General features: G+C 73.4%; 11 protein-coding genes. 5 read left to right on the forward strand and 6 right to left on the reverse strand.

The window, feature by feature from the left end:
• On the reverse strand, positions 1–627 hold a 627-nt coding region (locus HII36_RS48870; protein WP_173530240.1), incomplete at its 3' end, for an ABC transporter ATP-binding protein.
• Between the two features lie 117 nt (positions 628–744).
• Between HII36_RS48870 and HII36_RS48875 the strand changes: the two genes are divergently transcribed.
• A complete protein-coding gene (locus tag HII36_RS48875; protein ID WP_173530241.1) occupies positions 745–1269 on the forward strand; it encodes a DivIVA domain-containing protein in 525 nt (174 codons plus the stop codon).
• Positions 1270–1294: 25 nt separating this feature from the next.
• On the opposite strand, the gene HII36_RS48880 is transcribed toward HII36_RS48875, so the two are convergent.
• The 5 genes from HII36_RS48880 to iolC form a co-directional block, all read right to left on the reverse strand.
• A complete protein-coding gene (locus HII36_RS48880) occupies positions 1295–1936 on the reverse strand; it encodes an HAD-IA family hydrolase (protein ID WP_173530242.1) in 642 nt (213 codons plus the stop codon).
• Positions 1937–1940: 4 nt separating this feature from the next.
• The gene (locus HII36_RS48885; protein WP_236004817.1) at positions 1941–2957 is read right to left on the reverse strand and encodes an AI-2E family transporter; all 1017 of its coding nucleotides are present in this window, start codon (positions 2955–2957) and stop codon (positions 1941–1943) included.
• 61 nt (positions 2958–3018) lie between these two features.
• The gene (iolD, locus tag HII36_RS48890; RefSeq protein ID WP_173530243.1) at positions 3019–4863 is read right to left on the reverse strand and encodes a 3D-(3,5/4)-trihydroxycyclohexane-1,2-dione acylhydrolase (decyclizing); all 1845 of its coding nucleotides are present in this window, start codon (positions 4861–4863) and stop codon (positions 3019–3021) included.
• The gene (gene iolB, locus HII36_RS48895; protein WP_173530244.1) at positions 4860–5699 is read right to left on the reverse strand and encodes a 5-deoxy-glucuronate isomerase; all 840 of its coding nucleotides are present in this window, start codon (positions 5697–5699) and stop codon (positions 4860–4862) included. Before iolB ends, iolD begins: the two co-directional genes overlap by 4 nt.
• Complete coding sequence (gene iolC / locus HII36_RS48900) at positions 5696–6634, reverse strand: 5-dehydro-2-deoxygluconokinase (RefSeq protein WP_173530245.1); 939 nt, start codon at positions 6632–6634, stop codon at positions 5696–5698. The genes iolB and iolC overlap by 4 nt, the downstream gene beginning before the upstream one ends.
• Before the next feature lie 206 nt (positions 6635–6840).
• Between iolC and HII36_RS48905 the strand changes: the two genes are divergently transcribed.
• The 4 genes from HII36_RS48905 to HII36_RS48920 all read left to right on the forward strand — a co-directional run.
• A complete protein-coding gene (locus HII36_RS48905) occupies positions 6841–7977 on the forward strand; it encodes a CehA/McbA family metallohydrolase (protein ID WP_328808238.1) in 1137 nt (378 codons plus the stop codon).
• A gap of 80 nt (positions 7978–8057) precedes the next feature.
• Positions 8058–8906 carry a TIM barrel protein gene (locus HII36_RS48910; protein ID WP_328808239.1) on the forward strand — a complete coding sequence of 283 codons (849 nt, stop codon included), beginning with the start codon at positions 8058–8060 and terminating at the stop codon, positions 8904–8906.
• Positions 8903–9982, forward strand: a complete 1080-nt coding sequence (locus HII36_RS48915; protein ID WP_173530247.1) for a Gfo/Idh/MocA family protein — start codon at positions 8903–8905, stop codon at positions 9980–9982. The genes HII36_RS48910 and HII36_RS48915 overlap by 4 nt, the downstream gene beginning before the upstream one ends.
• On the forward strand, positions 9979–12234 hold a 2256-nt coding region (locus HII36_RS48920), incomplete at its 3' end, for a glycoside hydrolase family 38 N-terminal domain-containing protein (protein ID WP_173530248.1). The genes HII36_RS48915 and HII36_RS48920, both read left to right, overlap by 4 nt.

Genomic DNA, 12234 nt, shown 5'->3' on the forward strand with positions numbered 1-12234 from the left:
GGGCTGGGTGGCGGGCTGGGTGGCGGGCGCAGCCGTGCTCTCCTTGAGCCGGCCGTCGATCACGGCCCACTGCCGGACCCCCGGCAGCTCGCGCAGGCCGCCCTGGTGATCGCTGACGATCACGATCCCGCCCCGCCCGGCGACCTCGGCGGCGATGGACGGTAACGCGTCACGCGTGTCGGAGTCGAGCCCGGCGAACGGCTCGTCGAGTATCAGCAGCCCGGGATCGGCCATCAGCGCCTGGGCCAGCCCGACCTTGTGCGCGCTGCCCTTGGACAGCTCGCCCAGGCGCACGTTCATCAGGTGGCCCATGTTCAGCCGCTCGGCCCACGGCTGCCAGTCCGCGCCGCCGCGTACCCGCGCCATGTGCCGCAGGTAGCCCACCACCGTGAACGGCTGCGCGGTGGGGAAGCGGTCGGGCGCGAAGCCGACGATCGCCGGGCGGCCGGTGATCGTGCCCGTGGTCGGCCTGGTCAGCCCGGCCAGCAGGCGCAGGAGCGTGGACTTGCCCGCCCCGTTCACGCCGGTCAGTTCGATCACGTCGCCGGGGGCGAGCGAGGCGTCGGCGTCCGCGATGACGGAAGGGTCACGCCTTCGGTAGCGGAAAGAGACCTTGGACAGTCGCATGGTGCTGTAACGGTATAGGCCGAGTCGCATTGTCAGGATAAAGGGCCTCACAATGGAGGCACCCCCTGGCACATCTCAAGAGGAGTGGGCTTGAACCGCTTTCCGCGCGTCATGGGTATGCGTTCAGGCTATGACCCGGTCGAAGTCGACGCCCTGATCGGACGCATCGAGTCGACCTTGGGCCGGGGCCCGCACACCCTCGACCCGGTGACGGCCGACGACGTGCGGCAGGCCACGTTCCACAGCAGGCGCGGCGGCTATCTGGAGACCGCCGTCGACTTCGCGCTCGAGGCGTTCGTGGTGGCGCTGGAGACCCAGGCCAAGCGGCCGGTGCGGCTGGCGCTGGCCGAGCCGACCGGCGAGATGTTGCGCGAGGAGTGGTTCGAGACCCAGGCCGCCAGGGTCGAACGCGTCGCCTTCCGCCCCGCCCGCATGGGCACCGGCTACAACGAGGACGAGGTCGACGCACTCCTCGACCGCATCGTGGCCACCCTGCGCGGCACCACCGACTACCCGGTCACCGGCAAGGAGGTGCGGGAGGCCAGGTTCTCCACCGTCCTGTTCCGCGCCGGATACCTGATCGCGGACGTGGACGCGTTCCTGGCCGGCATCTCCGACGTGCTGGAGCAGCGCCGCGCCTAACCGATCAGGTCACGCAGCGCCGCGCCTAACCGATCAGGTCACGCAGCCCGCGCAGGCCCGGCAGCGTGTCCTGGACGATCGACGGGTCGGCCGGCTCCGCGCCGTGCCGGTTGATCCAGATCCGGCGCAGGCCCAGCTCGTGCGCGGGTACCAGGTCGTGGACGTAGCTCTGGGCCACGTGCACCCATTCGTCGGGCTCGTACCATTCGCGGAAGCGGGTGAAGTGCCCGTGCGCGGGCTTGTACGAGCCGACGTCCTCGGCCGTCACGATCGCGTCGAAGCGCACCGGGAGCCTGCGCAGGGTCTGGGCGACCAGGTCGCGGTCGCAGTTGGTGAGCAGGGCCAGCCGCCGGCCGTCCGCGCGCAGCGCCGACAGCTCGGCGGCCACGTCGGGGAAGACCGGCCAGTACGGCAGCGTCTCGGCCAGCACGCCGACGTCGTCGTCGCTCAGCGGCACCCGCTCGTCGGCGCAGGCCCGGCGCAGCGACTCGGCCAGGACCTGGCGGTAGCGCATCGCCGGCGACTCGGCCTCGACGGCGGGCTCGTGCCGGTTGTAGGCCTCCAGCAGGCGCATCCCGTAGCCGGGCGCGATCAGGTCGGCGGCGGTGGCGATGCCGTGCCGCCAGTCGATCAGCGTGCCGTAACAGTCGAACGTCACCCATCGCATACGTTCATGATGCCCGCACGGCGGCGGGCCCGGGGTCGGGCCGCGTCCGCGGATGGCGGAGCAGGGCCACGATCACCGACGTGACCGGGGCGGCCAGGAACGCGCCGGTGATCCCGGCGACCACGCTGCCGATGGTGATCGCCACCAGGATGATCGCGCCGGGCAGGTCGAGCGCCTTGCCGTAGATCTGCGGCGCCAGGATGTGCCCTTCGAGCTGCTGCACCAGCACGGTCACCGCCACCACGATCAACGCCACCAGCCACCCCTTGGCCACCAGCGCGACCACCGCGGCCAGCAGCCCGGCCAGGAACGCCCCCACGACGGGCAGGAACGCGCCGATGAACGTCAGCACGGCCAGCGGCAGCGCGATCGGCACCCCGAGGATCCACAGCGCCAGCCCGATGAAGAAGCCGTCGACCATGCCCACCAGCGCGACCCCGCGGATGTAGCGGCCGATCACGTCGAAGATCAGGTCACCGGTGTCGACCAGTCGCTGCCTCGCGTCGGACGGGGCGAGCTCGGTGATCCAGTGGACGAGCCGGTCGCCGCTGTGCACGAAGTACACCGACAGGATGACCGCCAGCACCGCGCCGACCACGATCTCGCCCACGGTCCGCACCCCGGCCAGCGCCCCGGTGGTGATCTGCTGGCCCTGCTTGGACAGGTATTCGCGGCCCTGCGCCAGCAACTGCTGGTCGTTCAGCCCGAATCTGCCCGCCAGGTCGTGCAGGTCGTCCAGCGCCTTGCCGACGCTGTCGTGCAACTGCGACAGGCTGTTGACCGTGGGCGGCACCAGCAGCGCGAAGAAGGCCGCGAACAGCAGGAAGCCGCCGGCGAACACGACCGTGGTGGCCAGCGCCCGGTTCAGGCCGCGCCGGCCCAGCCAGCGGGCCGGCGGGGTCAGCAGGGCCGTGATGAACACGCCGATGACGATCGAGATGGCCACCGTCCGCACGTGATACAGGCAGAACAAGACCACCGCGACGACCACGAACCAGCCGACCAACCGCCACGGCCTCATCCCCTGCCCCCCATCGTGCCTGGTCACAGGCGTTCCCAGGGGAGATCGGGAGCAACCCTGATCAGCCGGGCGGGGTCAGATACGGGCGCTGCGCCTGCTTGTTCGCCTCGTACGTCTCGCGGGCCGCGTAGGTCGCGCTGGTGCTGCCCGTCTGCGCCACCGGCACGTCCCACCAGGCCTCGGACGAGGGCGCGTCGAGCAGCGGGTCGGTGCGGACGTACACCACCGTGGTCTCGGTGGCGGCGCGGGCCGCGTCGAGCGCCTTGCGCAGCTCGGCCACGGTCTCCGCGCGCAGCACGGACGCGCCGAGGCTGGCGGCGTTGGCGGCCAGGTCCACCGGCAGCGGCCCGCCGTCGCGCGAACGGTAGGCGGTGCCCAGCCGCTCCGCGCCGACGCTTTCCGACAGCCGCCCGATCGAGGCGAAACCGGAGTTGTCGACCAGGACCACCACCAGCTTGACCCCCTCGGCCACCGCCGTGACCAGCTCCTGGGCCATCATCAGGTACGAGCCGTCGCCCACCAGCACGAACACCTCGCGCTCCGGTGCGGCCAGCTTGACGCCGAGACCGCCGGCGATCTCGTAGCCCATGCAGGAGTAGCCGTACTCCACGTGGTAGGCGCCCGGGCCGCTGGGCCGCCACAGTTTGTGCAGGTCGCCGGGCATCGAGCCGGCCGCGCACACGACCACCCCGTCGTCGCCGGCCGCCGCGTTGACCGCGCCGATGACCGCCGGCTGCGGCAGCGGCACCCCGTCGAGCCCGTACGCCTCCTCGACCACGTCGTCCCACCGCCGGATCAGCGTGTGCGCCCGCTCGCGGTGGGCGGCGTCGGTACGCCACCCCGCGCACGCCTCGCTCAGGTCGGCCAGGGCCTCGCGCGCGTCGGCGACCAGCTGCAGCCCGGACAGCTTGGCCGCGTCGAAGCCGGTGACGTTGACGTTCACGAACCTGGCATCGGCCGCGAACAGGGACTTCGAGGCCGTGGTGAAGTCGCTGTAGCGGGTGCCGACGCCGATGATCACGTCGGCTTCGCGGGCCAGCTCGTTGGCCGCCGTGGTGCCCGTCGCGCCCACCGCCCCGGCCGCCAGCGGGTGCCCGTGCGGCAGCGCGCCCTTGCCCGCCTGCGTCTCCGCCACCGGCACGCCGTGCGTCTCCGCGAAGATCCGCAGCTGCTCGGCGGCCTCGCTGTAGATCACGCCGCCCCCGGCGACGATCAGCGGACGGGCCGCCGCCCTGATCAGCTCGGAGGCCCTGGCCAGCGCCGACCGTTCGGGACGCGGCCTGGGCACGTGCCAGACCCTGGGGGCGAACAGCTCGTCCGGCCAGTCGGCGGCCTCGGCCTGCACGTCCTGCGGCAGCGCCAGCGTCACCGCGCCGGTGTCGGCCGGGTCGATGAGCACCCGCATGGCGGCCAGCAGCGCCGAGGGCAACTGCTCGGCCCGGTTGATCCGGTCCCAGAAGCGGGAGACCGGCCTGAGGCAGTCGTTGACCGAGACGTCGTAGGAGCGCGGATCCTCCAGCTCCTGCAGCACCGGGTTCGCCACCCGGGTGGCGAAGACGTCACCGGGCAGCAGCAGCACCGGCAGCCGGTTGATCGTGGCCCCGGCCGCGCCGGTGACCATGTTGGTCGCGCCGGGCCCGATGGAGGAGGTGCAGGCCAGCGCGGCCAGCCGGTTGCTGGCCCGGGCGTAGGCGGCGGCCGTGTGCACCATCGCCTGCTCGTTGCGGCTCAGGAAGTACGGCAGGTCCGCGCCCGAGGTGGCCAGCGCCTGGCCGAGCCCGGCCACGTTGCCATGACCGAAGATGCCGAAGCAGCCGCCGAAGAAGCGGCGGGTCACGCCGTCGCGTTCGGTCTGCTGCGCGGCCAGGAAACGCACCACGGCCTGGGCGACGGTCAAGCGGATCATGGCTTCCTCCCGAACGGCAGTCTGGGGTCGACGTCCTGGCCGGCCCACGAGTCGCGGATCCAGGCGTGGCGCGGGTCGTCGCAGAAGGCCATCGAACGCTCCTGCGCCGGGCCCGCCAGGACGTTGAGGTAGTACAGGTCGTAGCCGGGCGCGGCCATGGAGGGCCCGTGGTAGCCGTAGGGCACCAGCACCACGTCACCGGACGAGACCTCGGCCAGCGTGTCGATCAGGCCGCGCTCGGAGGAGTAGACGCGCTGGTAGCCGAGGCCCTGGCCGGCGACCTCGAAGTAGTAGATCTCCTCCAGCACGGCCTCGCCCGGGTTCTGGGTGTCGTGCTTGTGCGGGGGATAGGACGACCAGTTGCCGCCAGGCGTGAGCACCTCGACGGCCACCAGCTTGTCGCACTCGAAGACGCCGGGGGCGCAGAAGTTGTTCACCTGGCGGCTGGCCTGGCCGGCGCCCCTGATCTCCACCGGGACCTCGTCGGCGGGCACGTGCCGGGGCTCCAGGCTGCGGGTGGCCCGGGCGGCGGGCAGCGCGACGCGTCCGGCGCCGGTGAGCGTGATCCGCTCGCCGATCGGCAGGTAGGCGAAGTCGCTCGGGCCGTCGAACACCGACCGCCGGCCGGCCAGCTCGAACGTCATCCCGGCCACGCCGACCGTGCAGGCGCCCGACAGCGGGAGCACCAGCATCTCCTCGCCGCCGGTCTCGAAGGACAGCGGGCCGCCGGTCAGGTCGGCCACGCGCAGCCCCGAGTACGTCCAGCCGGCCAGCGCCGGGGTGATCTCCACCGCCCAGGGGCCGGCGGCGGCCTTGCCGAAAGGCAGGTAGGTCACGGGTGCACCTCGTTCAGCAGGTCGTCCACCTCGGCGGTGGTGGGCATGGCGTCGGCGCAGGCCAGCCGGGCGGCCACGAACGCGCCGGCGGCGTTGGCGAAGCGCAGCACGCGCTCCAGCGGCCAGCCGCGCAGCAGCCCCAGGCAGAGCGCGCCGCCGAACGCGTCGCCCGCCCCGATGCCGTTGACCACCTTCACCTCCACCGGCTCCACCAGGACGGTCTCGGTGGCGGTGCGGGCGTAGACGCCCGCCGGGCCCATCTTGACCACGGCCAGCTCCACCCCGGCCGCCAGCAGCGCCCGCGCGGCCGCCTCCGGGTCGCGCACGCCGACCGCGGTCTCCACCTCGTCCAGGTTGCCGACCGCCACGTTCGCGTACGGCAGCGCCGCGCGCACCGCCTCGTGCGCCGCCTCGCGCGAGGGCCAGAGCGTGGGCCGGTAGTCCAGGTCGAACACGGTCGGCCCGGCGCCGCGCGCGGCCAGCGCGGCGGTGTGCGCGGCGCGGCTGGGCTCCTGGCTCAGCCCCGTCGCGGAGAACCAGAACAGGCGCGCGCCCGCGATCGCGTCGAGATCCAGCTGGGACGGCGTGATCCGGAGATCGGGCGGATGCTCGCCCCGGTAGAAGTAGATCGGGAAGTGGTCGGGCGGGAAGATCTCGCAGAAGGTGACCGGGGTGGGCGGGCCCTCGACGGTGGCCACGTAGGCGTCCGACACGCCGAAGCCGCCGATGGCCTGCCGGACGTACTCGCCGAACGGGTCGGCGCCCACGGCGGTGATCACGGCCGCGCGCAGCCCGTGCCGGGCGGCGGCGACCGCGACGTTCGTCGGGCTGCCGCCCAGGAACTTGCCGAACGTCTCGACCTGGGCCAGGCCGACGCCGGTCTGCAGAGGATAGATGTCGACGCCGCAGCGGCCGATCGTGATCAGGTCGAACAACGCGCCTCCAGGGCCCGAGCTTGCTCTCTCACAATGGCATATTGTCCTGACATATGGATGTCCGCCAGTGGGATGGTGTGGGGTGGCACACGTCCACGCTCTCCCTTGATCGCGACTCAGGCAAGAGTATGGATTCCGCGGCCGACGGAAGGTAGGCAGACACTGTGAGAGGTCGATGGAGTCTTGACGATCGGCTGGCGCGAACGGTGCGTGAGGTGCCGTTCGAGGTGCCGCCGGGCACGCGCGCGGTGACGGTGCGGCTGAGTTTCGACAGGTCGGCCGGGGTGATCGACCTCGGCTGCGCCTCGCCGGGCGGCTTTCGCGGCTGGTCGGGCGGCGCGCGTGACGAGTTCACGATCACCACGGGGTGGGCCACCCCCGGTTACCTGCCGGGCGAGCTCGAACCCGGCGTCTGGCAGGTGTGGCTGCGGCTGCACCGCATCCCGCCGCAGGGGCTCGACTACGCGCTCGACGTGACCACGTCGGCGGCCGTCCCGCCGGAGCCCGAGGTCGTGGAGCCGCCGCACGGGGCGCGCCCGCCGCGCAGGGACATCCCGGACGTCGGCGGCCTGCGCTGGTACGCCGGCGATCTCCACGCCCACACCGTGCACAGCGACGGGAGCCTGACCATCGCCGAGCTGGCCGAGCTGGCCCACGGCCGGGGGCTGGACTTCCTGGCCGTCACCGACCACAACACGGTCAGCCACCACCCCTGGCTGGCCAAGGCCGACCGGGGCGTCACGCTCATCCCCGGCCAGGAGGTCACCACCGACCGCGGGCACGCGAACGTGTTCGGCGAGGTCGGCTGGGTGGACTTCCGCCGGCCCGCCGACGACTGGATCGAGCACGCGGAACGCGCGGGCGGCCTCATCTCGATCAACCATCCGCTGGGCGCGGACTGCGCCTGGCTGCTGCCGCTGCGCACCCGGCCCCGGGTGGCCGAGGTCTGGAGCTCCGGCTGGTGGGACCGGCGCTGGGGCGCGCCGCTGGCCTGGGCCGACGCCTGGCGCGACGACGTGATCGCCATCGGCGGCAGCGACTTCCACCGCCACGGCAGCGACGGCCTGCCCGGCGCGCCGACCACCTGGGTGCTGGCCGAGGACCCGGCCGCGGTGCTGGACGGCGTGCGCGCCGGACGGGTCGCGGTCTCGGCGGGTCCCGACGCGCCGCTGCTGGTCAGGCTGGGTGACGAGCTGCTGGCCCTGGACGCCGACGGGCTGGTCCTGGTGCGCCCGGACGGCGCGCGCCAGGTGGTGCGCGGCGAGCGGGCGCTCATCCCGGCCGGCACCGGCAGGCACCGGCTGGAGACCCACGAGAACGAGGTGATGGCCCTGTGCGAGTGACCGGGGGAGCGGATGACGGCGGCCGGAGCGCGGCGGGCGGGCCGGTGTCCGACGCTGGAAGGCCCGTCGCCAATGCGCCCGTGAGCTTCGGGGTGTTCGAGCCCGCCCCCGCCGCCCGTCCGCTGGCGGCCGCCGAGTTGGTCCGCGTCCTGACCGAGGCCGGGTACGACGGCATCGACCTGGGCCCGATCGGCTACCTCGGCACCGGCCCCGGCCTGGCCGCGCGGCTCGGCGGCCTCGGGCTGGCCGGCGGCTGGGCCGACCTGCGATACGCCGACGCCGAAGGCTTCCGCCAGGACGTGCCCGCGCTGGAGGCCGTGCTCGACGTGTTCGCCGCCGCCCCGCCAGGCCCGTGGCCGCCGCCCAGGCCCACGCTCGGCTGCCCTGGCTCGCGGGAACGCTTCGCCCGCCCTGGAGGCGGCGCGCCCGGCCTGGCCGCCGCCGAGTGGCCCGGGTACGCGGCCCGCGTCCAGGAGGCCGCCGACCGCTGCCGCGAGCGCGGCTTCGAGCCTGCCTTCCACCACCACCTCGGCACCTACGTCGAGACGTCCGCCGAGATCGAGCGGCTCCTGGAGCTGACCGACGTCCCGCTCTGCCTCGACACCGGTCACCTGCTGCTGGCCGGCGCGGACCCGGCGGCGGCGCTGCGCGACTGGGCGGACAGGATCGGGCACGTGCACATCAAGGACGGCGACCCCGCCCGTCTCACCCCGGGCGCCGACCTGCACGAAGTCGTCGGCGCGGGCGCGTTCACGCCGCTCGGCCGGGGCGCGCTCGACCTGCCAGGCGTGGTGTCCGCGCTCGACGCCATCGGCTACCGGGGCTGGATCGTGGTCGAGCAGGACACGCTGCCCGGCCTGCACCCGGTGCGACGGATCGCCGCCGACCAGGCCGCCAACCGCGAGAAGCTGAGAGAGCTGGGGATATGAGGATCGCACTGGTCGGATGCGGCGCCGTCACGCAGGCGGTGTACGTGCCGCTGCTGTCCAGGCGGCGTGACCTGTTCGAGGTGAGCGCCGTCTGCGACCTGTCACCGGCGCTCGCCGGCGCCGTCGCCGACAGGCTCGGCGCGGCCGGGCGGCACACGTCGCTGACGGGCATGCTCGCCGCGGGCGGCTTCGACGCCGTGCTCATGCTGGCCTCCGGTTCGCACGGCGAGCCGGTACGGCTGGCGCTGGCCGCCGGGTACCCCGTGCTGTGCGAGAAGCCGCTGGCCGTGACCAGGGCGGAGGTGGCCGCGCTGCCCCCGGGCCGGCTCATGGTGGGCTACATGAAGCAGTACGACCCGGCCGTGCGCCGGGCCGAGGAGCTGCTGGCCGAGCTGGGCGGGCCGGCGGCGATCCGGTCGGTCGAGGTGACCGTGCTGCATCCAAGCGGGGAGTCGCAGCTCGCCTTCGCCAACCTGACCCGGGCGGACGACGTCGATCCCGCGGTGGTGACGTCGTTGCGCGCGGCCGAGCACGAGCTGGTCTCGCGGGCGCTGGGCGTGGAGGCGCCTGATGCGGTACGCGGGGTGTACGAGATCACCCTCGGCTCGATATGCCACGACTTGTCGCTCTTGAGGCGATTTACCGGGTCGCCGACTGAAATTTCGGAAGTGGAGGCGTGGGGCGCCGGGCCCGGGTCCGTGGAGATCTCGGGGGCGCTGCCGGTGGCCGGGCGCTTCTCGATCCGCTGGCACTACCTGGAGGACTATCCCGCCTACCGGGAGACCGTGGCCATCCACCACGACCGGGGCACGCTGGAGCTGGTCTTCCCCTCTCCGTACCTGATGAACGCGCCGACCACGCTGACCGTGGTGTCGGGGGCGGAGAGCCGTACCGCGTGGCGTTCGGTGACCGAGGCGTTCGAGGTGCAGCTGGCCGCGTTCCATGCTTTCGTGAACGAGGGCGAGCCGCCGCTCACCGACGCCGCCGGCGCGCTCGCCGACATCGTGACGGCCCAGCGGATCGCCGCGCGGTACGCCGTGCGACATGGTCTGCCGATCGGAGGGGAGGCGGCGTGAGCATCGTCGTGGTGCCGCACACGCACTGGGACAGGGAATGGTACGAGCCGTTCCAGCGGTTCAGGCTGCGCCTGGTCGCGCTGATGGACGAGGTGCTCGACACGATGGAGCGCGAGCCCGCCTACCACTTCACCCTCGACGGGCAGCTCGCCTGCGTCGACGACTACCTGGAGGTGCGGCCCGAGCAGCGGGAGCGGGTGGCGGCGCTGGTCAAGTCCGGGCGGCTGGCGGTGGGGCCGTGGCAGATCCTGCTGGACGAGTTCCTGTGCTCGGGGGAGACGATCGTCCGCAACCTGGAGCTCGGGATGGAGCGGGCGGACCGGCTGGGCGGGGCGATGCCGGTCGGCTACCTCCCCGACATGTTCGGACATATCGCGCAAATGCCGCAGATTTTGCGACAAGCCGGACTTGTGCATGCGTGCGTGTATCGGGGCGTGCCCGCCGCGGTGACCACCGACGTCTTCGCCTGGGTCGCCCCCGACGGCACGGCCGTCCGCACCCAGTACCTGCCCGCCGGCGGCTACGGCAACGGCATGGAACTCATGGAGGACGGCGGCGAGCGGCGCGCCGCCGAGTTCCTGCACGTCATGCGCGAGTGGCACGGGCCCGACGGCCCGGTGCTGGCCATGTACGGCGCCGACCACTCCGCCCCGGTCCGTGACCTGCCCGGCCGGGTCGCCGCGCTCGGCGCCAGCATGGACACACTCACCGGCTACCTCGCGACCAACCCCGGCGACGTCACCGGGCTGCCGCGCGTCGCCGGTGAGCTGCGCTCGCACGCCCGCGCCAACATCCTGCCCGGCGTCATCTCCATCCGCCCCCGGCTCAAGCAGGCCATGGGACGCGCGGAACGCATGCTCGAACGCTACGCCGAGCCGCTGGCCACGCTCTGGGGCGGCGCCGAATGGCCGGGACGCTTCCTCGACCTGGCCTGGTGGCGCCTGGTCGACGCCAGCGGACACGACTCGGTCACCGGCTGCGGCGTGGACGACACCGCTCAGCAGGTCGCCGCCCGCATCGCCGAGGCCGAACACCTCGGCCAGGCCGTCCGCGACCTGGTGACCACGCGGCTCGCCGAGAGCGTGCCGGCCGAGGGCGTGCTGGTCTTCAACCCGACCCCGGCTATCCGGCGCGGCCTGGTGCTGGTGGACCTGGCCGGCCGCGACCCGCTGGTGGACGCCGCGGGCGTGCCGGTGCCCGTCCAGCCTTTGGAGTACGCGCCGACCCTGCTGCTCGACGAGGAGATGGACCCGGCCACGGCGCTGACGTTCGTGCACGGCACCGAGCTGTACGGTCAACACATCACCGGCTGGACGATCGACGGCGACACGCTCACGTTCACCGTCGCCAGGCGGACCACGGCCGCGTTCGACCCGGCCGACCTGCGCGGACGGCTCGACAGCGTGCGCCGGGTCCGCATCGAGGCCGAGCCGCGCCGCACGGTCGCCGCCCTGGTCGAGGTCCCGCCGCTGGGCCACGCCGGCCTGCGTGCCGCGCCGTGGGGGTCGGTGCGCGGGGCGTCCGGCCCGCATGGCGTGGAACCCGTGCGGGCCGACGGGACCACGCTCGACAACGGCCTGCTGCGCGTCGAGGTCGTCGCCGACGGCACGCTGACCCTGACCGGCGGCGGTGTCACGATCACCGGCGCCGGCCGCCTGGTGGACGGCGGCGACGTCGGCGACACCTACAACCACGCGCCGCCCGCCGCCGACCTGCTGGTCGACCGGCCCGAGTCGGTGGAGACCGACCTGGCCTGCGGCGGGCCGCTGGTGGCCGTACTGGACGTGCGCCGCGTCTACCGCTGGCCGGCGGCCGGGGACGGGGTGCGGTGGACGCCGGAGATCCCCGCCGCGCGACGCTCGTCCAGGACCGAGGAGATCGTCGTCGACCTGCGGGTCGAGCTGCGGGCCGGCGAGCCGTTCGTGCGGCTGCGGGTCGAGTTCGACAACCGCTGCGACGACCACCGGGTGCGGCTGCACGTGCCGCTGCCGTCGCCGGCGACGGTCTCGTACGCCGAGGGGCAGTTCGCGGTCGTCACGCGCGGCCTGACCGCCGAGGGCGGCTGCGGCGAGACCCCGCTGCCGACCTTCCCCGCCTCCGCCTGGGTGGCCGCGGGCGGCGCGGCCGCGCTGCTGGAGCACGTCACGGAGTACGAGCTGGTGTCCGGGGGGCGCGAGCTGGCGCTCACGCTGCTGCGATCGGCCGGCTTCCTCTCACGCAACCGCAACGCCCTGCGCCCCGAACCCGCCGGC

The organism is Nonomuraea antri (assembly GCF_013283785.1).
GTDB classification, from domain to species: domain Bacteria; phylum Actinomycetota; class Actinomycetes; order Streptosporangiales; family Streptosporangiaceae; genus Nonomuraea; species Nonomuraea antri.

What these genes read in the sequence shown, in the direction of transcription:
- HII36_RS48915 (WP_173530247.1), top strand. Translation starts at nt 8,903, where the DNA reads ATGAGGATCGCACTGGTCGGATGCGGCGCCGTCACGCAGGCGGTGTAC.
- iolD (WP_173530243.1), bottom strand. Translation starts at nt 4,863, where the DNA reads ATGATCCGCTTGACCGTCGCCCAGGCCGTGGTGCGTTTCCTGGCCGCG.
- HII36_RS48885 (WP_236004817.1), bottom strand. Translation starts at nt 2,957, where the DNA reads ATGAGGCCGTGGCGGTTGGTCGGCTGGTTCGTGGTCGTCGCGGTGGTC.
- HII36_RS48880 (WP_173530242.1), bottom strand. Translation starts at nt 1,936, where the DNA reads ATGCGATGGGTGACGTTCGACTGTTACGGCACGCTGATCGACTGGCGG.
- HII36_RS48875 (WP_173530241.1), top strand. Translation starts at nt 745, where the DNA reads ATGCGTTCAGGCTATGACCCGGTCGAAGTCGACGCCCTGATCGGACGC.